25 protein-coding genes and 4 tRNA genes are annotated in these 25,973 nt (G+C 69.3%); 2 read left to right on the top strand and 27 right to left on the bottom strand.

The features are described 5' to 3' along the window. Positions 1-69: 69 nt before the first annotated feature. From rpsG to M8C11_RS11875, 27 genes are all read right to left on the bottom strand, one after another. Positions 70-540: a 30S ribosomal protein S7 gene (rpsG, locus tag M8C11_RS12005; RefSeq protein WP_013288637.1), complete on the bottom strand. Its 471-nt coding sequence runs from the start codon at positions 538-540 to the stop codon at positions 70-72. A 1-nt stretch (position 541) separates the two neighbouring features. Continuing rightward, complete coding sequence (rpsL, locus tag M8C11_RS12000) at positions 542-916, bottom strand: 30S ribosomal protein S12 (protein ID WP_007465318.1); 375 nt, start codon at positions 914-916, stop codon at positions 542-544. Between the two features lie 499 nt (positions 917-1,415). Next, a complete protein-coding gene (locus M8C11_RS11995; protein WP_252449658.1) occupies positions 1,416-1,787 on the bottom strand; it encodes a hypothetical protein in 372 nt (123 codons plus the stop codon). Positions 1,788-2,137: 350 nt separating this feature from the next. Next, the gene (locus tag M8C11_RS11990; RefSeq protein ID WP_252449592.1) at positions 2,138-2,506 is read right to left on the bottom strand and encodes a hypothetical protein; all 369 of its coding nucleotides are present in this window, start codon (positions 2,504-2,506) and stop codon (positions 2,138-2,140) included. A 113-nt stretch (positions 2,507-2,619) separates the two neighbouring features. Continuing rightward, positions 2,620-6,507: a DNA-directed RNA polymerase subunit beta' gene (locus M8C11_RS11985; RefSeq protein WP_120573084.1), complete on the bottom strand. Its 3,888-nt coding sequence runs from the start codon at positions 6,505-6,507 to the stop codon at positions 2,620-2,622. Positions 6,508-6,587: 80 nt separating this feature from the next. Continuing rightward, entirely contained in the window at positions 6,588-10,019 is a 3,432-nt protein-coding gene (locus M8C11_RS11980; RefSeq protein ID WP_120573083.1) for a DNA-directed RNA polymerase subunit beta, read from the bottom strand. A 575-nt stretch (positions 10,020-10,594) separates the two neighbouring features. Then, the gene (rplL, locus tag M8C11_RS11975) at positions 10,595-10,981 is read right to left on the bottom strand and encodes a 50S ribosomal protein L7/L12 (protein WP_120573082.1); all 387 of its coding nucleotides are present in this window, start codon (positions 10,979-10,981) and stop codon (positions 10,595-10,597) included. A 54-nt stretch (positions 10,982-11,035) separates the two neighbouring features. Then, the gene (rplJ, locus tag M8C11_RS11970) at positions 11,036-11,584 is read right to left on the bottom strand and encodes a 50S ribosomal protein L10 (protein ID WP_120573081.1); all 549 of its coding nucleotides are present in this window, start codon (positions 11,582-11,584) and stop codon (positions 11,036-11,038) included. A gap of 315 nt (positions 11,585-11,899) precedes the next feature. Then, entirely contained in the window at positions 11,900-12,589 is a 690-nt protein-coding gene (locus M8C11_RS11965) for a hypothetical protein (RefSeq protein ID WP_252449591.1), read from the bottom strand. Next, positions 12,586-13,458, bottom strand: coding sequence for an ATP-binding cassette domain-containing protein (locus M8C11_RS11960; protein WP_252449590.1), 873 nt, complete (start codon positions 13,456-13,458; stop codon positions 12,586-12,588). The genes M8C11_RS11965 and M8C11_RS11960 overlap by 4 nt, the downstream gene beginning before the upstream one ends. Positions 13,459-13,540: 82 nt before the next feature. Beyond that, positions 13,541-14,257, bottom strand: coding sequence for a 50S ribosomal protein L1 (rplA, locus tag M8C11_RS11955; protein WP_013288646.1), 717 nt, complete (start codon positions 14,255-14,257; stop codon positions 13,541-13,543). 83 nt (positions 14,258-14,340) lie between these two features. Beyond that, on the bottom strand, positions 14,341-14,772 hold the full coding sequence (gene rplK / locus M8C11_RS11950) for a 50S ribosomal protein L11 (protein WP_018784542.1): 432 nt from the start codon (positions 14,770-14,772) through the stop codon (positions 14,341-14,343). Between the two features lie 187 nt (positions 14,773-14,959). After that, positions 14,960-15,682 carry a transcription termination/antitermination protein NusG gene (nusG, locus tag M8C11_RS11945; RefSeq protein ID WP_073828961.1) on the bottom strand — a complete coding sequence of 241 codons (723 nt, stop codon included), beginning with the start codon at positions 15,680-15,682 and terminating at the stop codon, positions 14,960-14,962. A gap of 35 nt (positions 15,683-15,717) precedes the next feature. After that, entirely contained in the window at positions 15,718-16,110 is a 393-nt protein-coding gene (gene secE / locus M8C11_RS11940; RefSeq protein ID WP_120573078.1) for a preprotein translocase subunit SecE, read from the bottom strand. A 214-nt stretch (positions 16,111-16,324) separates the two neighbouring features. Further along, positions 16,325-16,397: transfer RNA gene (locus M8C11_RS11935), tRNA-Trp, on the bottom strand. A gap of 127 nt (positions 16,398-16,524) precedes the next feature. Next, on the bottom strand, positions 16,525-16,917 hold the full coding sequence (locus tag M8C11_RS11930; protein WP_030269317.1) for a MaoC family dehydratase: 393 nt from the start codon (positions 16,915-16,917) through the stop codon (positions 16,525-16,527). 4 nt (positions 16,918-16,921) lie between these two features. After that, positions 16,922-17,368: a MaoC family dehydratase N-terminal domain-containing protein gene (locus tag M8C11_RS11925; RefSeq protein ID WP_120573077.1), complete on the bottom strand. Its 447-nt coding sequence runs from the start codon at positions 17,366-17,368 to the stop codon at positions 16,922-16,924. Between the two features lie 121 nt (positions 17,369-17,489). Beyond that, the gene (gene rpmG / locus M8C11_RS11920) at positions 17,490-17,657 is read right to left on the bottom strand and encodes a 50S ribosomal protein L33 (RefSeq protein WP_013288652.1); all 168 of its coding nucleotides are present in this window, start codon (positions 17,655-17,657) and stop codon (positions 17,490-17,492) included. A 130-nt stretch (positions 17,658-17,787) separates the two neighbouring features. After that, positions 17,788-17,860, bottom strand: a tRNA-Met gene (locus tag M8C11_RS11915). A 25-nt stretch (positions 17,861-17,885) separates the two neighbouring features. Beyond that, a tRNA-Thr gene (locus M8C11_RS11910) sits at positions 17,886-17,958 on the bottom strand. 96 nt (positions 17,959-18,054) lie between these two features. Next, on the bottom strand, positions 18,055-20,577 hold the full coding sequence (locus tag M8C11_RS11905) for a bifunctional diguanylate cyclase/phosphodiesterase (protein WP_121686190.1): 2,523 nt from the start codon (positions 20,575-20,577) through the stop codon (positions 18,055-18,057). 50 nt (positions 20,578-20,627) lie between these two features. Then, entirely contained in the window at positions 20,628-20,765 is a 138-nt protein-coding gene (locus M8C11_RS11900; protein WP_175438858.1) for a hypothetical protein, read from the bottom strand. Between the two features lie 421 nt (positions 20,766-21,186). Further along, positions 21,187-21,444 (bottom strand): hypothetical protein, encoded by a 258-nt coding sequence (locus M8C11_RS11895; protein ID WP_252449589.1) that lies wholly within the window; start codon positions 21,442-21,444, stop codon positions 21,187-21,189. 63 nt (positions 21,445-21,507) lie between these two features. Further along, positions 21,508-21,867, bottom strand: coding sequence for a hypothetical protein (locus M8C11_RS11890; protein WP_252449588.1), 360 nt, complete (start codon positions 21,865-21,867; stop codon positions 21,508-21,510). A gap of 500 nt (positions 21,868-22,367) precedes the next feature. Further along, on the bottom strand, positions 22,368-22,691 hold the full coding sequence (locus M8C11_RS11885; protein ID WP_252449587.1) for a hypothetical protein: 324 nt from the start codon (positions 22,689-22,691) through the stop codon (positions 22,368-22,370). A 413-nt stretch (positions 22,692-23,104) separates the two neighbouring features. Next, positions 23,105-24,400: a hypothetical protein gene (locus M8C11_RS11880; protein ID WP_252449586.1), complete on the bottom strand. Its 1,296-nt coding sequence runs from the start codon at positions 24,398-24,400 to the stop codon at positions 23,105-23,107. 160 nt (positions 24,401-24,560) lie between these two features. Next, positions 24,561-24,644: transfer RNA gene (locus M8C11_RS11875), tRNA-Tyr, on the bottom strand. Between the two features lie 147 nt (positions 24,645-24,791). On the opposite strand from M8C11_RS11875, the gene M8C11_RS11870 reads away from it, so the two are divergent. Together M8C11_RS11870 and M8C11_RS11865 are read left to right on the top strand one after the other, a co-directional pair. Next, positions 24,792-25,286, top strand: coding sequence for a YajQ family cyclic di-GMP-binding protein (locus tag M8C11_RS11870; RefSeq protein ID WP_135242086.1), 495 nt, complete (start codon positions 24,792-24,794; stop codon positions 25,284-25,286). A gap of 224 nt (positions 25,287-25,510) precedes the next feature. After that, positions 25,511-25,954: a hypothetical protein gene (locus M8C11_RS11865; protein ID WP_252449585.1), complete on the top strand. Its 444-nt coding sequence runs from the start codon at positions 25,511-25,513 to the stop codon at positions 25,952-25,954. The last annotated feature ends 19 nt before the right edge of the window (positions 25,955-25,973 follow it).

Below are 25,973 nucleotides of genomic sequence, written 5' to 3'. Positions count from 1 at the left end.
CCCTACTTATCGTCGTCTCGACACAACTGGTGGCGGTTCCGGCGCCGGTGGGCGCCGGAACCTCAGGTGTTACCAGCGGTAGTGCGCGAAGGCCTTGTTGGACTCGGCCATCTTGTGCGTGTCCTCACGCCGCTTGACGGCGGCGCCGAGGCCGTTGCTCGCGTCCAGCAGCTCGTTCATCAGCCGCTCGACCATGGTCTTCTCACGCCGGGCCCGGGAGTACGTCACCAGCCAGCGCAGACCGAGCGTGGTCGCACGGGACGGCCGGACCTCGACCGGAACCTGGTAGGTGGCGCCACCGACACGGCGGCTGCGCACCTCGAGGGTCGGCTTGACGTTGTCCATCGCGCGCTTGAGCGTGACGACGGGGTCGGTGCCGGACTTCTCGCGGCAGCCCTCCAGGGCGGCGTACACGATGCGCTCGGCGAGCTGACGCTTGCCGCGCAGCAGGATCTTGTTCACCAGCTGGGTGACCAGGGGCGAGTTGTACACCGGGTCAGCGACCAGCGGCTTCCGCGGAGCGGGTCCCTTACGCGGCATGTCAGCTCTTCTCCTTCTTCGCGCCGTAGCGGCTGCGAGCCTGCTTGCGGTTGCGGACACCCTGGGTGTCCAGCGAACCGCGCACGATCTTGTACCGCACGCCGGGGAGGTCCTTCACACGACCGCCGCGCACGAGCACGATCGAGTGCTCCTGGAGGTTGTGGCCGACGCCCGGGATGTAGGCGGTCACCTCGATCTGGCTGCTGAGCTTCACACGAGCGACCTTGCGCAGCGCCGAGTTCGGCTTCTTCGGGGTGGTGGTGTACACGCGGGTGCACACGCCGCGCCGCTGGGGAGACCCCTTGAGCGCCGGGGTCTTGGTCTTGGTCGTCTTGGCCTGACGGCCCTTTCGGACCAACTGCTGAATGGTGGGCACCGGGTTTCTCCGCTCCCTTCGGCCGCTGCGAGGCGACCGCGCCGTCTGCTCCAGCCGTCCGGATGGGCGGCTCTCTTACATTCCAACCAGGGCCGCCTGACGGCGCCCCAGCACCCGCGGTCGGGCGTGTCGCCCGAGTCACGGTTCCGATGCCGGCCGCTGACGCGTCGTACCGGATGTTCTGGTCTTGGTGGTGCGACCGCGCGATCACCGGCTGACCGGTTCCAGCGCACGCACGCATTGCCCGGGCGGGCCCGGGCACAAGGGGAAAGAGTACCTACCACAGCCGCGCCGGTCAAAACGGATGGGTCGGGAAGGACCGCTCCGCGGTCCGCCGCCCGTCTCCGGGTCGCCGATGCGCCAACGATGGGCACCTACAGTGACAAGTGTACCGGCTCGTCCGCCGCGCGACCCGGCGGCCCCGACACCGCCCGGCCTTCGGACACCCGGACATACCGCTCAACCCAGGTCACCGGCCGCAGGCGTCGCGGCGAGGGCCTCAGGTGATCTGCACCACCAGGGCCAGAGCGAGCCCGATCAGGCCGAACAGCACCCCCACCGCGCCGCAGGAGATGCCCGCGACGGCCAGACGGCCGCCGGTGAACCGGACCGCGGGCGGCGGCGCCGGCCGCCGGATCTGCCGCCGGGCGAGCAGCCCGGCCACCACCGCGCCGGCACCGATCAGCCCGCCCAGCACGGTGAACGCGCCGGCCGCCCAGGCGCCGCCGACGTTCCGGCCGGCGAGACCGACGCACAGCACCAGCAGCGACACCAGGATCGCGGCGATGCCGGCGACGAGCGACCCGATGGCCAGGCCCGAGGTGACCGGCGGCACGTCGAGGTGGACCACACCGAACGGCGTACCCGGCACCGCGTCGACCCGCTTCGGCGGCCGCGGCGCCTCGGCCGGCGGCGGCGGGACCGCCGGACCGGCGTGCGGACCCCAGCCGCCGTGGCCGGGCGCGCTCGCCGGCACCGGCCACCCGCCGCCGTGCGCCGGCGGATTCCCCGGGTACGACACGTACGGCCCCGGCTGGTGCGCCGGCGCGGACGCGGGACCCGGCGGGTACGGCCCGGGGCGGGTCGGGTCGCCTCCCGGCGGAGCCGGTTCCGTCACGGGGTCCTCCTGTCCACACGCGCCCGCCGCGCGACGGACACCGGCCAGGCTACCGTCGCCGATCACCCCCGGGTGGGCGGGCGCGGGCCCGCTCCCCCACCGGGTCAGTCGAAGTTCGGCGCGAAGTCGTGGCCGAACGAGGCGTCCGCGGCACGGACCACACCGATCACCACCGCCGCGACCACGGCGGCGGCGGTCAGCACCAGCCCGGTCCGCGCCATCTGCTCGCCGCGCCGCAGCCAGTCCGCGCCGGTGAGGTAACCACCCGAGGCGTACGCCTCCCGGCGCGCCTGCCGGGCCAGCATGAGCGCGATCGTGGCCGGCACCGCCCCGCCGAGGAACAGACCGGTGAGCACGCCGATCAGCCCGAGCGCGAAGACGGCGCGGGCCTTGGTGGAGCGGACCGGCTCCGGATCGTGCGGATGGCGGTACGCCTGCGGCACGACGGGCGCCTGCCCGGGCACGGTCGTCATGCCCTCCATCATGCCCCGACCCGGCCGTCCATCCCGACGGAAGGACCCGGTCCCGGCACTCCGGACGCGACGAGGCCCCCGGCGGATGCCGGGGGCCTCGTCGTTCCTACTGCTTAGCGGTACGACCCGAAGTCGAAGTCGTCCAGCGGAACCGCCTGGCCGCTGGCCGGCCCGAAGCCGTAGTCGGTCTCCGGGTAGCCGGTCATCGAGTAGACCTTGGCCTTCGCCTCCTCGGTCGGCTCGACCCGGACGTTGCGGTACTTGCTGATGCCCGTACCGGCCGGGATGAGCTTACCGATGATCACGTTCTCCTTGAGGCCGATCAGCGAGTCGCTGCGGGCGTGGATCGCCGCGTCCGTCAGCACCCGGGTGGTCTCCTGGAAGGAGGCCGCCGACAGCCAGGAGTCAGTGGCCAGCGAGGCCTTGGTGATACCCATCAGCACCGGGCGACCGGCGGCGGGCTCGCCACCCTCGCCGACGAGCCGGCGGTTCTCCGACTCGAACAGCGCCCGGTCGACCAGCACACCCGGCAGGAACTCGGTCGAGCCGGAGTCGATGACCGTCACCCGCTTGAGCATCTGGCGGATGATGATCTCGATGTGCTTGTCGTGGATGAGCACACCCTGCGAGCGGTAGACCTCCTGGACCTCCTGGGTCAGGTGGACCTGGACCGCGCGCGGGCCGAGGATGCGCAGCAGCTCGTGCGGGTCGATGGTGCCCTCGGTGAGCTTCTCGCCGACCTCGACGTGGTCGCCGTCGTGCGCCCGGAGCCGGACCCGCTTCGAGATCTTGTCGTAGACGATCTCGTCGCTGCCGTCGTCCGGGATGACCACGATCTTGCGGGACCGCTCGCCGTCCTCGATCCGGATGCGACCGGGGGTGTCGGCGATGGGCGCCTTACCCTTCGGCACCCGGGCCTCGAAGATCTCCTGGACACGGGGCAGACCCTGGGTGATGTCCTCACCCGCGACACCACCGGTGTGGAAGGTACGCATCGTCAGCTGCGTACCCGGCTCACCGATCGACTGGGCGGCGATGATGCCGACCGCCTCGCCGACGTCCACGGTCTTGCCGGTCGGCAGCGAGCGGCCGTAGCACGCACCGCAGACGCCCAGCTTCGACTCGCAGGTGAGGACGCTGCGCACCCGCACCGTCTCGGTCCCGGCGGCGACGATCGCGTCCACCAGGATCGAGTTGATGTCCTGGCCGCGGTGGGCCACCACGGTGCCGTCCGGACCCTTGATGTCGTCGGCGAGCGTCCGGGCGTGCACGCTGGTCTCGGCGTGCTCGTGCACGACCAGCTTGCCGTCGATCCGCTCCCCGATCTGCATCGGGATGGCACGGTCGGTGCCGCAGTCCTCCTCGCGGATGATGACGTCCTGCGAGACGTCCACCAGACGCCGGGTCAGGTAACCCGAGTCGGCGGTACGCAGGGCGGTGTCCGCGAGACCCTTACGGGCACCGTGCGTGGAGATGAAGTACTCCAGCACGGACAGACCCTCCCGGTACGAGGCCTTGATCGGCCGCGGGATGATCTCGCCCTTCGGGTTGGCCACCAGACCACGGATCGCCGCGATCTGCCGGAGCTGGAGCAGGTTACCGCGGGCACCCGAGTTGATCATCTTCCACAGCGGGTTCTCCTGCGGCAGCGCGGTGTCCATCTCCTTGGCGACCTCGTTGGTCGCCTTGGTCCAGATCTCGATGAGCTCGCCGCGGCGCTCCTCGGCGGTCATCAGACCACGCTGGTACTGCTTGTCGATCCGGTCGGCTTCCTTCTCGTACCGCTCCAGGATCTCCCGCTTGCGCGGCGGAGCGATGACGTCCTCCATGCCGATGGTGACGCCGGACCAGGTGGCCCAGTGGAAACCGGCCTCCTTGAGCCCGTCCAGGGTGGCCGCCAGGGCCACCTTCGGGAAGCGCTCGGCGAGGTCGTTGACGATCGCGGAGAGCTGGCCCTTGCGGATCTCGTAGTTCACGAAGCGGTAGCCCGGGGGCAGCGTCTCGTTGAACAGGACCCGGCCCAGCGTGGTCTCCACCGTCACCGGCTCGCCCTCGGTCCACCCCTCGGCGGGGGTCCAGGGCTCGGCGCCGGCGCCGTTGTCCACACCGACGACGTCGCGCAGCCGGATCCGGACCGGTGCCTGCAGGTGCAGCTCACCGTTGTCGTACGCCATCCGCGCCTCGGCGTCCGAGCTGAACGCCCGGCCCTCGCCCTTGCCCCCCGGAGTGAGGTGGGTGAGGTGGTACAGACCGATGACCATGTCCTGGGTCGGCATGGTGACCGGCTTGCCGTCGGCCGGCTTGAGGATGTTGTTCGACGACAGCATCAGGATCCGCGCCTCGGCCTGGGCCTCGGCGGACAGCGGCACGTGGACCGCCATCTGGTCACCGTCGAAGTCGGCGTTGAACGCGGTGCAGACCAGCGGGTGGATCTGGATGGCCTTGCCCTCGACCAGCTGCGGCTCGAAGGCCTGGATGCCCAGACGGTGCAGGGTCGGCGCGCGGTTCAGCAGAACCGGGTGCTCGCCGATGACCTCTTCCAGCACGTCCCACACGACCGGCCGCTGCCGCTCGACCATCCGCTTGGCGGACTTGATGTTCTGCGCGTGGTTGAGGTCGACCAGCCGCTTCATCACGAACGGCTTGAACAGCTCCAGCGCCATCTGCTTGGGCAGGCCGCACTGGTGCAGCTTGAGCTTCGGGCCGACCACGATGACCGAACGGCCGGAGTAGTCGACGCGCTTGCCCAGCAGGTTCTGACGGAACCGGCCCTGCTTGCCCTTGAGCATGTCGGACAGCGACTTCAGCGGCCGGTTACCCGGGCCGGTGACCGGACGACCGCGACGGCCGTTGTCGAACAGCGCGTCGACGGCCTCCTGGAGCATCCGCTTCTCGTTGTTGACGATGATCTCGGGCGCGCCGAGGTCGATCAGCCGCTTGAGGCGGTTGTTCCGGTTGATCACACGCCGGTACAGGTCGTTCAGGTCCGAGGTCGCGAAGCGGCCACCGTCGAGCTGCACCATCGGGCGCAGGTCCGGCGGGATGACCGGGACGCAGTCCAGCACCATGCCGAGCGGCGAGTTGCGGGTGTTCTGGAACGCCGCGACGACCTTGAGCCGCTTGAGCGCCCGGATCTTCCGCTGACCCTTGCCGGAGCGGATGGTCTCGCGGAGGTTCTCCGCCTCGGCCTCCAGGTCCATGTTCTGGACCAGGGCCTTGATCGCCTCGGCGCCCATGCTGCCGGTGAAGTACTCACCGAAGCGGTCGCGCAGCTCGCGGTAGAGCAGCTCGTCGGTGACCAGCTGCTTCGGCTCCAGCTTGCGGAAGGTGTCGAGGACCTCGTCGAGGCGGTCGATCTCGCGCTGGGCCCGGTCGCGGATCTGGCGCATCTCGCGCTCTCCGCCCTCCTTGACCTTGCGCCGGACGTCCGCCTTCGCGCCCTCGGCCTCCAGCTCGGCCAGGTCGGCCTCCAGCTTGGCGGCCCGCTTCTCGATCTCCGAGTCGCGGCTGTTCTCGGCCTGCCGCTTCTCGGCCAGGATCTCGTTCTCGATGGTCGAGAGGTCGCGGTGACGCGCTTCGGCGTCCACGCTCGTCACGACGTACGAGGCGAAGTAGATGATCTTTTCGAGGTCCTTCGGGGCGAGGTCCAGCAGGTAGCCCAGCCGGCTCGGCACGCCCTTGAAGTACCAGATGTGGGTCACCGGAGCGGCCAGCTCGATGTGACCCATCCGCTCCCGGCGAACCTTGGAGCGGGTCACCTCGACGCCGCAGCGCTCGCAGATGATGCCCTTGAAGCGGACCCGCTTGTACTTACCGCAGTAGCACTCCCAGTCCCGCTGCGGACCGAAGATCTTCTCGCAGAAGAGCCCGTCCTTCTCCGGCTTGAGGGTGCGGTAGTTGATGGTCTCGGGCTTCTTGACCTCGCCGTGGGACCACTGACGGATGTCGTCAGCGGTGGCGAGGCCGATGCGCAGCTCGTCGAAGAAGTTGACGTCGAGCACTATGTCCCCTATGTCGTCGTCTGTACTGCTAGCTAACGAGTGGGATCCGGGGCAGGGTGACCCTGCCCCGGATCACCACCTCAGACCTCTTCGACCGAGCTCGGCTCGCGCCGGGACAGGTCGATGCCCAGCTCCTCCGCCGCCCGGAACACCTCGTCGTCGGTCTCGCGCATCTCCAGGGCCACACCGTCGCTGGAGAGCACCTCGACGTTGAGGCACAGCGACTGCAGCTCCTTGAGCAGCACCTTGAACGACTCCGGGATGCCCGGCTCGGGGATGTTCTCGCCCTTGACGATCGCCTCGTAGACCTTGACCCGGCCCAGGACGTCGTCGGACTTGATGGTCAGCAGCTCCTGCAGGGCGTAGGCGGCGCCGTACGCCTGCATGGCCCAGCACTCCATCTCACCGAAGCGCTGGCCACCGAACTGCGCCTTACCACCCAGCGGCTGCTGCGTGATCATCGAGTACGGGCCGGTCGACCGGGCGTGGATCTTGTCGTCGACCAGGTGGTTGAGCTTCAGGATGTAGACGTAGCCGACCGCGATCGGGTCCGGCAGCGGCTCGCCGGAGCGACCGTCGAACAGCTGCGCCTTACCCGTGCGGCCGATCAGCTGCTTGCCGTCCCGGTTGGGCAGGGTCGACGCCAGCAGACCGGAGATCTCCTCCTCGCGGGCACCGTCGAAGACCGGAGTGGCCACGTTGGTGTCCGGCTCGGACTCGTGCGCCTCGATCGAGCGGAGCTGACGCTTCCACTCCTCGTCGTCGCCGTCCACGCTCCAGCCGGTCTTGGCCACCCACCCGAGGTGGGTCTCCAGGACCTGGCCGATGTTCATCCGGGACGGCACACCGAGCGGGTTCAGCACGATGTCGACCGGGGTGCCGTCCTCCAGGAACGGCATGTCCTCGATCGGCAGGATCTTGGAGATGACGCCCTTGTTGCCGTGGCGGCCCGCGAGCTTGTCACCGTCCTGGATCTTGCGCTTCTGGGCCACGTAGACCCGCACCAGCTCGTTGACGCCCGGGGGCAGCTCGTCGCCGTCCTCGCGGGAGAAGGTACGCACACCGATGACCGTGCCGGTCTCGCCGTGCGGCACCTTCAGCGAGGTGTCACGGACCTCGCGCGCCTTCTCACCGAAGATCGCGCGGAGCAGCCGCTCCTCGGGGGTCAGCTCGGTCTCGCCCTTCGGCGTGACCTTCCCGACCAGGATGTCGCCGGGGACGACCTCGGCGCCGATCCGGATGATGCCGCGCTCGTCGAGGTCGGCGAGCATCTCCTCGCTGACGTTCGGGATGTCGCGGGTGATCTCCTCCGGGCCCAGCTTGGTGTCCCGGGCGTCGACCTCGTGCTCCTCGATGTGGATCGAGGTGAGCACGTCCTGCTGCACGAGGCGCTGCGACAGGATGATCGCGTCCTCGTAGTTGTGGCCCTCCCAGCACATGAACGCCACCAGCAGGTTGCGCCCGAGCGCCATCTCGCCCTCGTCGGTGCACGGACCGTCGGCGATGACCTGGCCGGCCTCGACGCGGTCGCCCTCGAAGACGACCGGCTTCTGGTTGACGCAGGAGCCGGCGTTGGAGCGGCGGAACTTGTGCAGCAGGTACGTCCGGCGGTGACCGTCGTCCTGGTGGACCGTGATGTAGTCCGCGCAGAGGTCCTCGACCACACCGCCGACCTCGGCCACGACAACGTCGCCGGCGTCCACGGCCGCGCGGTACTCCATGCCCGTACCGACCAGCGGGGCCTCGGCCTTGACCAGCGGCACCGCCTGACGCTGCATGTTCGCGCCCATGAGCGCGCGGTTCGCGTCGTCGTGCTCCAGGAACGGGATCATCGCGGTGGCGACCGAGGTCATCTGCCGCGGCGACACGTCCATGTAGTCCACGGCGCCCGGCGCGACGTCCTCGGTCTCGCCGCCCTTACGGCGGACCAGGACGCGGTCCTCGGCGAAGGTGCCGTCCGACTTCAGCGGGGCGTTGGCCTGCGCCTTGACGAACCGGTCCTCCTCGTCCGCGGTCAGGTAGTCGATCTGGTCGGTGACCCGGCCGTCGATGACCTTCCGGTACGGCGTCTCGATGAAGCCGAACGGGTTGACCCGGGCGAACGTGGACAGCGCGCCGATCAGGCCGATGTTCGGGCCTTCCGGCGTCTCGATCGGGCACATCCGGCCGTAGTGGGACGGGTGCACGTCCCGGACCTCGAAGCCGGCCCGCTCGCGGGACAGACCACCCGGGCCGAGCGCGCTCAGCCGGCGCCGGTGGGTCAGGCCCGCCAGCGGGTTGGTCTGGTCCATGAACTGGGACAGCTGCGACGTACCGAAGAACTCCTTGATCGCCGCCACCACCGGGCGGATGTTGATCAGGGTCTGCGGCGTGATCGCCTCGACGTCCTGGGTGGTCATCCGCTCGCGGACGACCCGCTCCATCCGGGAGAGACCCACCCGGACCTGGTTCTGGATCAGCTCGCCCACGGTACGCAGGCGACGGTTGCCGAAGTGGTCGATGTCGTCGGCCTCGTAGCCCTCCTCACCGGCGTGCAGCCGGCAGAGGTATTCCACGGTGGCGACGATGTCGTCCTCGGTGAGCGTGCCGGTGGTGATCGGCACGTCCAGCTCGAGCTTCTTGTTGAACTTGTAGCGCCCGACCTTGGCGACGTCGTACCGCTTCGGGTTGAAGAAGAGGTTGTCGAGCAGGGTCTGGGCGTTCTCACGGGTCGGCGGCTCGCCAGGGCGGAGCTTCCGGTAGATGTCGAGCAGGGCCTCGTCCTGCCCGGCGATGTGGTCCTTCTCGAGCGTGGTCATCATCAGCTCGGACCAGCCGAACTTCTCGCGGATGCGCTCCGCGGACCACCCGATGGCCTTGAGCAGGACGGTGACGGCCTGCCGGCGCTTGCGGTCGATGCGAACGCCGACCGTGTCGCGCTTGTCGATGTCGAACTCCAGCCAGGCACCCCGGCTCGGGATGACCTTGACGCTGGAGAGGTCGCGGTCGGAGGTCTTGTCCGGCTGCTTGTCGAAGTAGACGCCCGGCGAGCGGACGAGCTGGCTGACCACGACGCGCTCGGTGCCGTTGATGATGAAGGTGCCCTTCGGCGTCATCATCGGGAAGTCACCCATGAACACCGTCTGGCTCTTGATCTCGCCAGTGGTGTTGTTGGTGAACTCCGCGGTCACGAACAGCGGCGCGCAGTAGGTCAGGTCCTTCTCCTTGCACTCCTCGATCGAGGCCTTGACCTCGTCGAAGCGCGGAGCCGAGAAGGAGAGCGACATGGTGCCGGAGAAGTCCTCAATGGGACTGATCTCGTCGAGGATCTCCGCGAGACCCGAGCGTGCGTGCGGGTCGTCCGCCGACCGGCCCTGCCAAGCCTCGTTGCCGACGAGCCAGTCGAAGGACTCGTTCTGAATGGCGAGGAGGTTGGGGACCTCGAGGTGTTCGGTGATCCGACCGAAAGAAACTCGGCGGGGCGCGAATGCGCTCGACGTACGACTGGTCTTCGCAGGGCGGGAAGCTGCCAAGATGCGTCCTTCCGAGGACCGGTGCTGCAGAACGGCTGGTACGCGTGCACTCCAATGACCCCACCAGAAATATCCACAATCGGACATTTCCGAGCAGGGGTCAAGTCGGAAGGCAGCGCAAACTAGCAGTGTAGCCGAGAGGCTAACCGCTGTCCAGCCCAACCCGCAGGTCGTCGCGGAACAAGCCCTGGGACCTCGGAAAACCGGGTCGACCGGGCCGCTCGGAACGCGACGCTCCTGCCGGTCCGCTCGGGTGCCGCGGCGGTGGTGCTGCCGTTGCCTTTACCCGAGAGGCGGCCGTTGCAAGCGCGGAAGGTCTTGCTGATGTTCAGCGTGCCTGGCAGGCCCGTGCCGCGTCAAGGGCCGGTTACCGCTCGGGGTGTCTTTCCCACCGACGGGCTACCGACAGACGTCGCTGACCGGCCGATGAGAGGACGCTGTACGCCCTGCTCACGCCGTCCGCCGGCGGGTGGCACCAACACGGCGGGCGGCGACCCGGTCCCCCGGATCACCGCCCGCCGCGACGCGGTGTGCCCCGGCTCACGTGAGCCGGACGCGCGTCAGGTGGAGCAAGGTCACTTCATGGTGACCTTGGCGCCCTCACCCTCGAGCTTGGCCTTGGCCTTCTCGGCGGTCTCCTTGTTGACCTTCTCCAGGACGGCCTTCGGCGCGGCCTCGACCAGGTCCTTGGCCTCCTTGAGGCCCAGGCCGGTCAGCTCACGCACGACCTTGATGACCTGGATCTTCTTGCCACCGTCGGCGTCGAGGACGACGTCGAACTCGTCCTTCTCCGGCTCGGCCTCGGCGGCCGGGGCACCCGGGCCGGCCGGGCCGGCGACGGCGACCGGAGCGGCGGCGGTGACCTCGAAGGTCTCCTCGAACTGCTTCACGAACTCAGAGAGCTCGATCAGCGTCATCTCCTTGAACGCGTCGAGCAGCTCGTCGGTGCTGAGCTTCGCCATGTCTGGCGTCCTTTCTCGCAATGAAAACTAAGAACGTGGTGCGCCGGGAGGGCCTCAGGCCGCCTCGGCGCCCTCCTGCTCGCGCTTCTTGTCCGCCAGGGCGGCCGCCGCGCGGGCGGCCTTGGAGAGCGGCGCCTGGAACAGGGCCGCGGCCTTGCTCAGGTTGCCCTTCATCGCGCCGGCCAGCTTGGCCAGCAGCACCTCGCGGGACTCCAGGTCGGCGAGCTTCGTGACCTCGGCCGCGGAAATGGCCTTGCCCTCGAAGACACCGCCCTTGATGACGAGCTTCGGGTTGGCCTTCGCGAAGTCGCGAAGCCCCTTCGCCGCCTCGACGACGTCGCCCGAAACGAAAGTCAGCGCGGTAGGACCGGAGAACAGCTCGTCGAGGCCGGAGATGCCCGCATCGGTCGCGGCACGCTTCGCGAGCGTGTTCTTCGCGACCGTGTAGCTGGTCTCCTTGCCGAGCGAGCGCCGCAGCTGGGTGAGCTGCGAAACCGTGAGCCCGCGGTACTCGGTCAGCACGGTCGCTCCCGCGTTGCGGAAGCTCTCGGTCAGCTCGGCGACGGCCGTGGCCTTGTCGGCCCGGATCGGCTTGTCCGCCATGTCCCTCCTCTCTCGTTACTCGGAGCTGGTACGCCGGCGGCGAGCCGAGGCTCGACGACGGCGGCGGAGGCATCACGACAACGAAAAAGCCCCGGCGCAGGGCGCACGGGGCGAGGGCCGGGACACGGGCACAGTCGGCGGACCATGCGTGACACCGAGTTTCGCTTACCGCCCTGCGCGGGTCGCCCGTCGTCGCGGGACCTTCGACCGTGCCGGAGCACGGTGACCAGCGGTCTCTGGGTGGAACTACCGCACCAGGTTACGCGACGTGCGCCGCAGCACCAAATCGCCGGTTGTGCTCCCGGTCACCCGGGTTCACGCCCGGCTGCGCCGCGCCCAGGCGTAGCCGGTCAGCGCCACCGCCGTCCAGACCACCGCCCAGCCGGTGAGCAGCAGACCGGCCCCGGCCGCGACCGGCCCGGTGAGCGCCCGCGCGGTCGCCATGACCGGCGGGACCACCCACGGCGCGACCGAGCCGGAGAGCCCGAGCACCACGACCCCGACCGCGCCGGTCACCAGCACCGCCACCCCGTAGCCGGCGCTGCGGGTCACGGCCCGGCTCGCCAGCGCGCCCAGCGCCACCGCCGCGGGCAGGGCCAGCAGGTGGGCCCAGAGCCCGAGCGCCACCCCTACCAGCACCGGCCGCTCCCCCGGCCCGACTGTCGCGGTGACCCCGCCGAGCGGCCACGGCAGCGCCAGCGCGACGAGCACCACGGCGAGCCCGGCCACCAGCGCCGCGAGCAGCCCGGCCGCCCGTTCCCGGGCCGGCCCGACCACCACCCGGGCCATCCGGCGCTGCACGTCCGGTTCCACGTCCAGCAGGATCTTGGTCTGCCAGGCCAGCACCGGGAACAGCACCACGGCGGAGACGCCGTAGGCCTCCGCCGGCCGGGCCCGGCCACCGCCGTAGAGGACGCCGAGGACGAGCAGGCCGGCCAGCACCGGCGCCAGCGCCCGTCCGGTACGCAGGAAGCCGGTCAGCCGCAGGCGGACCAGCGCGATCACCGGGCCACCTCCGGCGCCGGCCCGGGTCGGCCGGAGTCCCCGGCCCCGGCGCCGGCCTGGTCCGGGAAACCAGCGGCGGACGCGCCGCCCGACCCGCCGGCGGAGGCCGGCACCGGGTGCGTGGCCGGGGGCGGGACGGTGTGTTCGCGTACCCGAAGGATCTGGTGGCCGTCGGCGCGCAGGCGGGCGACGGCGGCGGCCAGCCCGGCGGCCGGCACCGCCAGCTCGACCACGGCGACGGCCGCGCCGCCCGACGACGCCTCCTCGGTCACCGTGCCGTCGGTGACCGACAGGTGCCGGGCGCCGGGGAGCCGGACCGTCTCGCCCCGGTGGTCGCTGACCAGCACCGTGCCGCCGCCGGCCAGCACCTCGCCGATGATCTCGGGGACCGACTCGCGGGCGGTGGCGTCCAGCCCCTCCCACGGCTCGTCGAGCACCAGCAGGCCGGGCGGGCGCAGCAGCGCCTGCGCCAGGCCGACCTTCTGCGCGGTGCCCTTGGACAGCCGCGGCAGGCGGACGTCGTGGAAGCGGGTCAGGCCCAGCCGCTCCACCCAGTGGCGCACCGCCCGGTCGGCGGCGGGGCCGGGCAGGCCGGCGACGCGGCCCATGGTGGACAGGTAGGCCCCGACGGTGAACGGCTGGTCGGCGGGGAAGCGCTCCGGCACCCAGCCGACGACCGGCGGCCGGTCGGCCACCCGCCCCCGGCTCGGGCGCAGCACCCCGGCGGCGAGCTGGAGCAGAGTGGACTTGCCGGCGCCGTTGCGGCCGAGCACGACCGCGACCTCACCGGGACCGATCGTGACGTCGACCTGTCGCAGCACCCACGGGCCCTGCCTGTGGTAGCGGAGCCAGACGCCGTCGAGCCGCATGCGCCCGAGCGTGCCACACCGGACGAACGAACGGGGCCCCGCCACGACGTGGTGGCGGGGCCCCGTTCGGGAGTACGCGTGCTCAGCCCTCGGCCGAGCCCTCCTGGAAGTTCTTCACGACCTTCGGGTCGACCGGGACGCCCGGGCCCATGGTGGTGGTGAGGGTGACCTTCTTGAGGTACGTGCCCTTGGCCGCGGACGGCTTGGCCCGCAGCACCTCGTCCAGCACCGCGGCGTAGTTGTCCACCAGCTGGTTCTCCGAGAAGGAGGCCTTGCCGATGATCAGGTGCAGGTTGGAGTGCTTGTCCACCCGGAAGGTGATCTTACCGCCCTTGATGTCCGAGACGGCCTTGGTGACGTCCATGGTCACGGTGCCGGTCTTCGGGTTCGGCATCAGACCGCGCGGGCCCAGGATCCGCGCGATCCGGCCGATCTTGGCCATCTGGTCGGGCGTGGCGATCGCCGCGTCGAAGTCCAGCCAACCGCCCTGGATACGGGCGACCAGCTCGTCGGTGCCCACCTCGTCCGCACCCGCGGCGACGGCCTCCTCGGCCTTCGCGCCGGCGGCGAAGACGATCACGCGGGCGGTCTTACCGGTGCCGTGCGGCAGGTTGACCGTGCCGCGGACCATCTGGTCCGCCTTGCGGGGGTCGACGCCGAGGCGCATCGCGACCTCGACCGTGGCGTCGAACTTGACGTTGGTGGTCTCCTTGGCCAGCTTGACGGCCTCGACCGGGGTGTAGAGCTTCGACCGGTCGATGACGTCCGCGGCCTTGCGGTAGCTCTTGCTGCGCTGCATTTCTGGTGACTCCTGTGGTCTCTGGCGGGCGCGCGTCACTCGCGGCCCTCCCACGAACAGATCGGGTGGAGCGGGTACCGAGGTCAGTCGGCGACGGTCAGGCCCATCGACCGGGCGGTGCCGGCGATGATCTTCTCGGCCTGGTCGATGTCGTTGGCGTTGAGGTCCGCCATCTTCTTCTCGGCGATCTCACGCAGCTGGGCGCGGGTGACCGAGCCGACCTTCTCCTTGTGCGGGACGCCCGAGCCCTTCGGCACGCCGGCGGCCTTGATCAGCAGCCGGGCCGCGGGCGGGGTCTTCAGCACGAAGGTGAACGTGCGGTCCTCGTAGACGCTGATCTCGGCGGGGACGATGTCGCCCCGCTGGGACTCGGTCTGCGCGTTGTAGGACTTGCAGAACTCCATGATGTTCACGCCGTGCTGGCCGAGCGCGGGGCCGACCGGCGGCGCCGGGGTGGCCTGGCCCGCCGGCAGCTGAAGCGTGAACGTCTTGACGAGCTTCTTCTTCGGAGGCATGTCTCTTCCTGGGGCTTGGAACTGGGATTCTCGCCGGTCCGCGGGCGCGCACGGTCAGCACGGTGCGGACAGCCGACGTTCTAGGGTAGCGCAGCCGTCGGCCACCCTCCGCGCCGAGGTCGGCGGATGGCGAAACGGCGCACCGGCGGCCACCCCGGAAGGGGCGGGCCGCCGGTGCCGACGTACGTCAGATCTTGGCGACCTGGTTGAAGTTCAGCTCGACCGGGGTCTCCCGGCCGAAGATCGACACCAGCACCTTGAGCTTCTGCTGATCGGCGTTGATCTCGCTGATCGTCGCCGGCAGCGACGCGAACGCGCCGTCGGTGACGGTGACCGAGTCGCCGACCTCGAAGTCGAGGACCTTGACCTCGGGCTTGGCCTTCTTCTGCTCGGTCTCGACCGCCGGTGCCAGCCACTTGAGCACCTCGTCGAGGCTGAGCGGCGCCGGCCGGTCGGCCCGGTCGGTCGCGCCGACGAAGCCGGTGACCCCCGGGGTGTTCCGGACGCAGGAGTAGGACTCGGCGGTCAGCTCCATCCGGACCAGGATGTAGCCCGGGAAGACCTTCGCCTGGACCTGCGACCGCTTGCCGTTCTTGACCTCGACCTCTTCCCGGGTCGGCACCTCGACCTGGTAGATGAAGTCCTCCATGTCGAGGGAGGTGATCCGGGTCTCGAGGTTGGTCTTGACCTTGTTCTCGTAGCCGGCGTACGAGTGCACCACGTACCAGTCGCCGGGCGCGTAGCGCAGCTTCTGGCGCAGCTCGGCGACCGGGTCGAAGTCCTCGTCCGGGGCCGGCTCGGTGGTCGGGAACTCCGGCTCGCTGGCGGCCTCGACCGACTCGTTGTTGGCCGCCGTCGCCACCGTGGACTGCTCGTCCGGGGTTCCGGCGGTCTCGTCGTACTCAGGCACGCTCGCTCACTTCCGTCAGTATCGCTGTCCGCAGGTCAGCTGGACTCGCCGAAGACCCACAGCACCGCCTTGGCGAAGCCGTAGTCCAGGCCGGCCACGATCGCCAGCATCACCGCGACGAAGGTGACCACCACGGCCGTGTAGGTCAGCAACTCCTTGCGGGTCGGCCAGATGACCTTACGCAGCTCGGCCACGACCTCGCGGAAGAACCGCGCGATGCGGGCGAACAGCCCGATCCGCTCGGTGTCCTTGCGGGTCTTCCGGCCCTCGGCCGGCTCGGCCTGCGCCCGCTTACGGGTCGCGGTGCCACCCCGGGAGACCGGCTCGTCCGCGTCGGTGGCGTCGTCGTCGGCCACGTCGTCGACGGTCGCGTCGTCGTTCAGACGCTCGTCGCCGTCGTCCTCGCCGCGGCGCTTGCTCTCGGCCACTTCGCCCTCCGTGCGGGATATGGGGTCGCACGCCGGGCGGCGTGCGCGGCGTGTTGGTCACGCCGGCCGGACCAACCGTCCCGCGACGGGCCGCGGCCGGCGGACCGGCCGGGAGGGCCCGAACGCCTCGGAACCACCCCACCGGTGCCACCACCACGGGCCGGACGCCACCGGTGAGGGCGGCGCGACCCACGGAACGGTCAGGCCTGAGGCGCAGGGGTGACAGGACTTGAACCTGCAGCCTGCGGTTTTGGAGACCGCTGCTCTGCCAATTGAGCTACACCCCTGTGCGGCAACTCACCTCCGCCCGGACACGTTGTGCCGAGCGGGGGTCACTTGCCCCACGGCGGACCAGTGTACGGGTAGTCGTGCGACTTTCCCAACCGGTCTGCCCCTCGCGCGTCGGGCGGACCCTCAGCGCGTCGTGCGGATCAGTGCCCGAGCCTGCGACAGCACCTTCTCACCCTGGCAGGTGGCGGTGATGTCGAGCCTGGTCAGGCCCTCTTCGGTGACCTCCTTGACGACCGCTGACACCTCGATCTCGGTGCCCTCGTCGGTGTCCGGGACGACCACCGGGCGGGTGAACCGGACGCCGAAGTCGACCACCGCGTCCGGCGCGCCGGCCCAGCCGGCCACCGCCCGGCCGACCAGGGCCATGGTGAACATGCCGTGGGCGATGACGCCCGGCAGCCCGACGCCGGTGGCGGTGCGGTCGCTCCAGTGGATCGGGTTGAAGTCGCCCGAGGCGCCCGCGTAGCGGACCAGGTCCGCGCGGGTCACCCGGTACGTCTGGGTGGGCAGCTCCATGTCCTCAGGCCTCCCCGCGTACGACGATCTTGGACCAGACGGCGACCACCGGCTCACCGTCCACCGTGCTCACGTCCGTGCGGGTGGTCAGGAAGCCGTGCCCGCCCCGGCTGGTGACCTCCTCGATGGTGCTCACGCACACCAGCTCGTCCCCGGCCACCACCGGCCGGGTGTACGCGAACCGCTGGTCGCCGTGCACCACACGGCTGTAGTCGACGCCGAGCGCCGGGTCCTCGACGATCTGCCGGCTCGCCGCCATGGTGACGACCACCGGGAAGGTCGGCGGGGCCACCACGTCGGCGTGGCCGAGCGACCGGGCGGCCTCCGGATCGTGGTGGGCCGGGTCGGTCGCGCCGACTGCGGCGGCGAACTCACGGATCTTTTCTCGGCCCACCTGATAGGGGGCGGTCGGCGGGTACGTCCGGCCGACGAAGGACGGGTCCAGGGACATGCCGCCGAACCTACACGGAAAACACGAACGCCGATCCGCCCGGTCGGGCGACCCGGAGGCCACCCGTCAGGGCGAATCGGCGTTCGAGAAAGCTGCTGCGAGCCGGCTGCGCCGGCCGCGATCAGCGGGTCTCGCGGTGGACGGTGTGCTTGCCGTCCCGGGGGCAGAACTTCTTCAGCTCGATGCGGTCCGGGTCGTTACGGCGGTTCTTGCGCGTGATGTAGTTGCGCTCCTTGCACTCCACACACGCCAAAGTGATCTTCGGCCGAACATCGGTCGCCTTCGCCACGGCGGAGTGCCTTCCTCGCTCACGGAACAACTACAGCGCGTCAGCCTACGCGCTGACGACGCGGACATGCAAAGTGGGCGCCTGTGGCGCCCGTCCCACCGACCACCGGGCTGGGCCCGGAGGACGAGAGTAGCGGTGGCCGGACTTGAACCGGCGACACAGCGATTATGAGCCGCTTGCTCTGCCATCTGAGCTACACCGCCGTGGCGGGTCCAGCCGGACCCTCTGAGCCCCCTTACGGAATCGAACCGTAGACCTTCTCCTTACCATGGAGACGCTCTGCCGACTGAGCTAAGGGGGCCTGCTCGATCACCCCGGGGGGTGTCGCGCAGAGGAAACAGTACACGACCGCGTCGCGCAGGTGAAATCGGATCCCCCAGGTGCGTGTCCGCCCTGGTCAGGGCACCACTCGCAGGCGCGGCAGCTCCCCCGCGACCACCGTCTCCGGGTCGACCTGGGCGCCGAACCAGGCCTCCAGCCGCTCGTACGGCAGAGGGCGGCTGAACAGGAAACCCTGGCCGATCTCGCAGCCGATGTCCTGGAGCAGCTCCAGCGTCAGCTCGCTCTCCACGCCCTCGGCGACCACCGCCAGGCCGAACTGCTGGGACAGCGTCACCACCGCGTTGACGATCGCCAGGTCGCCTGGATCGGTGGCCATGCCCTGCACGAACGACCGGTCCACCTTCACCTCGTGCACCGGCAGCCGGCGCAGCTGCGCCAGCGACGAGTTACCGGTGCCGAAGTCGTCGACCGAGAGGCGGACACCGAGGTCACGCAGGCTGCGCAGAGTCGGTATGGGACGTTCGGTGCCGTCCAGGACACCCGCCTCGGTGACCTCCAGCGTCAGCCGCTGCGGCGGTACGCCGTACTCGGCCAGCAGATCGCGTACGAGCGCCGGGAAGTGCTGGTCGGTGAGCGTACGCGCGGCGAGGTTGACCGCGACGGACAGCGGCTGTTCGCCGTGGCTCCAGTCGCGGCTGCGCCGCAGGCTCTCCCGGAGCACGAACTCGGTGAGCCGGCCGAGCTGGCCGGTGTGCTCGGCCACCGCCACGAAGTCGTCCGGGGCGACGCTGCCGTGCGCCGGATGCTCCCACCGGGCCAGGCACTCCACGCCCACCAGGCGGCGGTCCCGCAGCGTGACCTTGGGCTGGAAGTAGACCTCCAGCTCGCCCTCGTCCAGCGCCCGTTGCAGGTCGCCGGCGAGACCGAGCCGGCGCAGCGACCGGGACTCCAGCGCCGGGCTGTAGAGCTGCACGCTGCCCGGTACCGACTTGGCCGCGGTGGCCGCCAGGTCGACGCGTTGCAGCAACGCCACCGCGTCGCTGCCGTGGTCCGGGTGGACGGCCACCCCGACGACCGTGTCCACGTCCAGGGTGAGCGCGTCGAAGACCATCTCGTCGCGGATCTGCTCCCGCAGCTGGGCCGCCAGCTCCAGGGCCGCCTCGGTGCTCTCCAGCCGGAGCGTCACCAGGAACTCGTCCCCACCGGCCCGGCCGACGAGCGCCGAAGAGGGCGCGCAGGAGCGCAGCCGCTCGGCCACCTCCATGAGCACCTTGTCGCCGGCGGCGTGGCCCAGCGACTCGTTCACCTGGCGCAACCGGTCCACGTCGAAGAGCAGCAGCGCCACCACCTCGCCCGGGGCACGGATCTTGACCGCCTCCGCCACCGACGAGGTGAGACGCCGCCGGTTCGGCAGCCCGGTGAGCGCGTCGTGGTCGGCGTCGTGCCGCAGCCGGTCGACCAGGCGGGAGTTCTCCAGCGCCACCGCGGCGTGCGCGGCGACCGTCTCGAAGACGGGGATGTCGCCGGGGGCGAAGTGGCCGATGTCGCTGAGCCGGTTGGTCACCTCCAGCGTGCCGATCACGGCCTGGCCGGACCGCAGCGGCACCACGATGGCGTCCTTGACCCGCTCCTCCCCCGCGGCCTGCCGCAACGCCGGATCTCCGCCGAGCCAGCGGCCGATCGAGAGGGTACGACCCTTCTTGTGCACCTGCTGGCGCAGGCTCGCCGGGGTGGGCGCCAGGTCCAGCAGGCCGGGCGTGTCCACCCGGGCGGTGAGCAGCACCTCGGGATGCCGCCCCTGGGCGGGCAGCCAGAGCGTCGCGTACTCGGCCTGCATCAGCGCGCGCACCCGGTCGAGCAGGATGTCGGCGAGCGACCGCTCGGTGCCGGAGGCGAGAAGACGGGTGAGCTCGTACATCCCGGCCAGCGTCCGGTGCTGCCGGAAGAACTGGGAGTAGGAGCGGTAGACCAGGACCAGACCGCTGAAGAGGGCGGCGAGCAGCAACGCCGACCACCACGTCGTCTTCAGGGCGATCAGGACGAGCAGGCCGATCGCCACGTTGATGGCGGCGGTGAGCAGAGCCGTCGGCATGCTGCGCAGCGCGTCCCGCCCGGCCTGCCAGCCCTGGAGCAGCACGTGCACACCGACCACGCTCACGAGGCTGACCAGCGTGACCACGCAGACGGCGAGGAACAGGGAACCCCACGTCCCCGGTCCGACACCGCGCAGCGGCGGCAGCGCCAGGAGTACGAGGCTGGCCAGCGAGGTGGCGGCGGCGGCCTTGGCGACGTTGAACCAGAGCTTCGCCGCACCGAAGCGGTGCGAGGCGCTCCAGATCAGCACCGAGAGCGTGTAGATCAGTACGACACTCAACGGGGGCAGGAAGTAGAGCGCCACGATGAGGGGCACCTCGGTGAGCGTCACGCCCACCGACTGGCGCCGGACGTACACGTTCAGCACCGCGAAGCTGATCCCCGCCATGACGACGAAGAACACGAAGGCGAGCGGCCACTTGCCGAACGGGTGGTCCGCCACCAGGGCGATGCACGTGCTGAAGACCACCGCCAGCAGAGCCAGAGGGGCAGTGACGAGCCAGGCACGTTCCGTCGACCTTCGAGGTCGGCCCTGGCCTACCATGCCCCTCCTACCCGAGACGTCGCCTGCCGGCTAGCAGGCGACTCGATGATTCAGCGCGGGGTGTCCATCGTCCAGACGATGTCGGCGAGTTGCACGGCACCGGTACCGGGGAGGATGCCGAAGGCGCCTGCGACGGCGGCGAGCACGAGGAGCGAGCCAAGCAGCCGGCCCAGCGTTCGACCAGACATGATTGCTCCTGTCGGGAGATTGCCACAGGGATGGTGAAGGTTTCCCGATCGTGCCACAAGCCTGAGGGGCAGAAAAGCGGAGAGGGCCCGCCCAGCCCGAGTAGCTGTCAGGTTCCGCCGTTCGGCCCGGCCGAGCACGACACGCAGCCAGGTCATGGGGGTGAAGGGACGTCGGCCGCTTCGTCCATTGCGGATTCCCACCTTCACCCACGAAGGGGATCAAGTCACGCGAAACCCCACACCACCAACCCTGGGTCGCCCGGCCGGCTCGACCTGGCCGATCCGTCCGGTGGGTTGCCACCGGACCCGCGGGCATTGACCACCATACCTGCCCCTGTCATGAACGCCAGAGGATGATTCCCTCATTCACGCCGGAACCGCTCAGTGGCCCACCAGGGGCCTCCAGCACCTTCGGCGTACGTCACCTGAGCATGTCCGCCACGCCGGTGTCCGGGTCGACCGCCACGCTGAGCTTGAAGTGTCCCCGGGCTCGGGCCTCGCCACGGGGGACGAAGTCGACGACCAGCAAGCGTTCGGTTCCGCGGAGTCCTCGCACCTGCGCTTCGTACGGCTCGGAGATCTGCCAGTCGTCGAGCCGGAACCCGCCGCGGGGCTTGCCGGCGCGCATCCGCCTGGTGAAATCGGCGGTCGCCAGCACCCGAACCTCGTCCTGATCCACGACCCAGTATCGATCTACCGGCCCGTCCGCCGGAGGACGCGGCCCGGCGGACCGGTCGCGCGGCTACTGGCCGAAGGTGTACCGCAGATTCGCGTTGATCAGCTCGTTCAGCCGCTTACGCAGATGCCCGAGCAGCGAGGGGTCGGGTAGAGGCTCAGCGAGCAGCAGCGTCCACCGAAGCAGGGTGCCTTGATGCCCGTCGGACGCGAGGTCGAAGCGCACCTGCGCGTCGGGTCGCTTCGACCACAGCGATGACCAGACGACCAGGTTCGGGCGTTCGCGGTGCAGGATCTGCGGTCGCTGTTCGTCGTCGAGCAACCGCAGCCACGGGCGTGCCGGGTCGCGGTCGGGCTCGGTCAGCGCCTCGAAGACGACGGCCGGCGGAGGCGCTTGACCGCGCATGCGGCTGCCCGCTCCGATCATGGCTCAGCTCAACGGCGCAGCCGACAGGGCTGACGAGTGCTCCACGTCTTGAACGAGAATGGCCCCGGAGCGTGCTCTCGCAGCTCACGGGGCCGTTCTTGCACCTGGTGGCGGGTAGAGGATTCGAACCTCTGTAGCTTTCGCGACGGATTTACAGTTTGGCCCGTTCTTAAGGTCATCGATGGAAGTCCGACCAGTTCAGGGCCGCTTTGATCTTCCGCTGGCCGGTCCAGACTCCCCCCCGTGCCCGTTGCGTGCCCTTTGTTGTTGATCTCCGGTCCTGCGTGCCCGATCCAAGAAGGCAGCTACTTCGGCGTCCCGACCGTCAACCGCACGGGCGTAGTGCCGGGTCGTGACGCTCGCGTTGGAGTGGCAACTCGTCGCGCGGATGCCGCTCGGCTAACCCTTGCGGTCTTGTCTAGTCCCACCACATGCATGACAGATCCGTCCCAGCACATGCTTGTCGGATGGCCTAGTGCCGACCGGCAGAATCTTCGTGGTCAGTCTCCGTTGAACAGGAGCTGTCGGTGGTGGGGGCGTCGAGGCGCGATCTCTAGGAGCGATGCGAGCTGAAGTATCGCCTGGCCGGCTGCTCGCACTCTTTCATCCTTGGATCGCTCGATGATCGACTGAAGTTCGATTGCCAGCCTGGCCGCCTGGCGGCTGTTGAACCAGGTGTCGTCGTAGGGATCGACACCGGAGAGCAACGGGTAACGGGACGGCTCCGATGCAGCCAAGGAGCAGAGAGACGCGATGCCCGCAGCGTCCGTAAGTTGCTCTACGACGACACCGCTGTACTCCCGGACCTGCACACTCATTCCCACGGCCTCATCGTGCCGGACCGGGCGATCGCGGGGTGAGCCTGGTCCTCACCGAAAGCGCCCCGATCATGTCAAGCATCTGGTGGGACGCCAGTGTCAAGCATGTCCCGTGACGGGACATGACGTAAGCCCGGGACACTGCCGAATTCCGCTCTATCAGATCAAGGCGGCCCGCAAGCGGGCCGCGCCGGCCCGGCCCCGGCCTGCTGGCGACCTCCGGCCGACATCGGCCGGGCCGGCCGGCCATGCTGGCGGACGACAAGACCTTTGGAGACCTCGGGGCTCCGCCCCGAACCCCGGCCCTCCTCAGAGATCAGCGGACGGATCCCCTCGCCGGGCACCACAAGGGCTACCAGCCTCCCCGGACGGGGAGGCTGGACGGTCTACGACTGCCCGACGAGGAGATCCTGGATCAGTCAGTCGTAGGTCAAAACACCTGTTGACTTGCGAAGTAGAGAAAAGGCCGCTTCCTGAGTAAGGGACCCGCAGCGCACCGCTTCCCGAATGCGGAAGAGATCTGCAGTATCAATCACTAGCCCACCGGCGCGTGCGAAGTCCCGCACGTCTCCTGGGTTGGAGGAGAGCGGGCGAGGCCGACGAGCGGGGTTAGATCCGGCCTGTTGGTTCACCACATACCACTGCGCATCCGGAACCCGGCCCTCTGCCGCCGCGTACCGCATCGCGGCTCGGCCGATCTGAAGCAGATCACTCGTCTTCGCGGTACGCCGGCCGGCATAGCCCTTCACCTCAGCCAGGGCAACCCAATCCCCCGTGGTGACTCGCAAGTCTTCGAGCTTCTCGGAAGCGTTTGCCGGCAGAGAATCTGAGTCGATGACCTCGAATCCGAGCTCCTCAAAGGCTGCCTTGACCTCAGCAACCAGCTCGTCGCCCTGAGCGGTCAGCAGACGCCGCTCGGCCGCGTCAGCGGCAGCGCGAGCTGCCTCCCGCACGGCGACCAGCCGAGACCGGCTGGCGGCGAGCTCGTTTAGCACTTCTGCCTCATGCCGCAACTGGTCCTCTAGGGCCAGCTGTGCAGCAATCTCAGCAGTAGTTCGCCATGGGTCTTCATCGGACCAGTCCGGCCCAGAGGGAAAACGGGTGGGGTCTTCCCGACGCCACTGGGCGAACGCAGCAGCTACCCACTCCCCGCGATCCGGTACGTCGCCCGGCAACCACCACCAAGGGACGCCCTGGGGCCGAGCCCAAATTCCGGCGCAGGGAAAGCCGTCCTTCTCGCGAACAAAGGCTTCAATGCCCTCGTCATCCTCGCTCCAAGGCGCCGGCCTACCACTTGGCGTGTACCTGGCTACCAACGCCCGGGGTGTCTTGACCTGAAGAAAAGGCGCTAACGATCGCCGGGCCAGCTCAGACGCCTCGACCGGCACCCCAGGATCCGGACCCAACAGGCGTCCGGCGACACCCACTCCGGTCTTGGCCTGATAAAAGCTGAGGTCTTCGCCCTGCTCGTTACCATGCGTCCCTGCTCCGCCGAACTGAAGCACACGCAGGTGACCAGCTACAGACGGACCGAGCCCGATTACGACAAAGGCGTCATAGTCTGACTGCCGAACCTGACTGTTGATACTCCTTTTCCTGTCCAGGTATGTGACCTTGCCGGCCTCACGACCCACCGCCTGGCCCAGTTCGTCGGCCTCATCGAACCCAAGCGCGAGGACCCAGGGTCTGGGCTCGTCACCGAACACCTCCGACATGCACGCCCTCCAGGCGTAGATCGGACCCAAACCGACCGCGCCGTCGTGCCCGTTGCGTGCCCGATCGGTCGGTCATCAAGGGACAGCCAAGGTCAACAGCAGCAGAAGCAGACAAGGCCCCCAACCTGGGTTTCCGCAGGTCAGAGGCCTTGCTGTTGCCTGGTGGCGGGTAGAGGATTCGAACCTCTGTAGCTTTCGCGACGGATTTACAGTCCGCTCCCATTGGCCGCTCGGGCAACCCGCCAGGGCACACCACCGCGTCGCAACGCGGCAGCGGAAGCAAGGATAGCGGTTGTCCCCGGCACTGCCGCAACCGGGTACCGTCAGGAGGTCCCACGCTGGTCAGCGCGGGACGGACCAGGACAGACCGCCGGACAGCAGGAGCATGAGCATGGCAGCGAACCCGTCGTTCGACATCGTGAGCAAGGTCGACCGGCAGGAGGTCGACAACGCCGTCCGCCAGTCGGAGAAGGAGCTCGCGACGCGGTTCGACTTCCGCGGCACCGGCGCGGAGATCTCCTGGTCGGGCGAGGAGGCGATCAGCCTCCAGGCGGAGACCGAGGAGCGGGTCCGAGCCGCGCTGGACGTCTTCAAGGAGAAGCTGGTCAAGCGGAACATCTCGCTGAAGTCGCTCGACGCTGGCGAGCCCCGGCAGTCGGGCAAGATCTTCAAGATCGACGCCAAGGTGGTTCAGGGCATCGACTCGGACAAGGCGAAGGCGATCAGCAAGAAGATCCGCGACGAGGGCCCGAAGGGCGTGCAGGCGCAGATCCAGGGCGACCAGCTCCGCGTCACCGGTAAGAAGAAGGACGACCTCCAGGCCGTCATCGCTCTGCTCAAGGGCGAGGACTTCGGGCTGGCGCTCCAGTTCACCAACTACAGGTAAGGCTCGACCGCCCAGACAGGTCAGGGCATCTGGCCTCGCGGGTCTCGTCGCCACTGGTCGTCGTTCGTCACTACTGTGTGGCGACCGACGGCCTGGCGACGGCCTGGCACCACCCGGCCAGACTGCTAGATGAGCGAGCCCGCTGGCGGTGCCGTTCGGCCGGCCGGGACCCGAGGCGGCGATGTTCTTGACTCTCGACCCGGTCGAGGGCCGACCCTTCCCGGATGACGCCTCAAGAGCCCGCCCAGCAATCAGTCCCTCTCGCGATCGACCTGGAGATGCTGCGGCCGGTACTGCGCAGCGGCTGGGGAGCGGACACCTGCGATCCACACGATGTGCAGGATTGGCACGCCGGCAACCCGGCCCGCGGTCAATGCGGAGTGACCGCCTTGATCATCCAGGACCTGCTCGGCGGAGAGCTGATCCTGGGCGAGGTCCTCTCCGGAGACGCCAAGATCGGTTACCACTACTGGAATCGATTGGCCGACGGTCGCGAGGTCGACCTGACAGCTGACCAGTTCCAGCCGCCGGAAGTCGTCGTCGGGGGTCAGGTCCAGCAACGTCCGCCGGGCCCACCTCGGCGATGCCGCCGGCAGTACGAGATCCTGCGGCACCGCGTCTTCGCAGCCCTCTACGGCGGCGAATCAACGCGACCCGCTCAGCCGTGACGGCGACGTCGGCAAAGAC

The sequence above is a fragment of the Micromonospora sp. CPM1 genome (assembly GCF_023896895.1).
Taxonomy (GTDB): domain Bacteria; phylum Actinomycetota; class Actinomycetes; order Mycobacteriales; family Micromonosporaceae; genus Micromonospora; species Micromonospora tulbaghiae.
The sequence above is the reverse complement of the archived record's forward strand: the minus strand, read 5'-3'. Positions and strand labels throughout refer to the sequence as shown.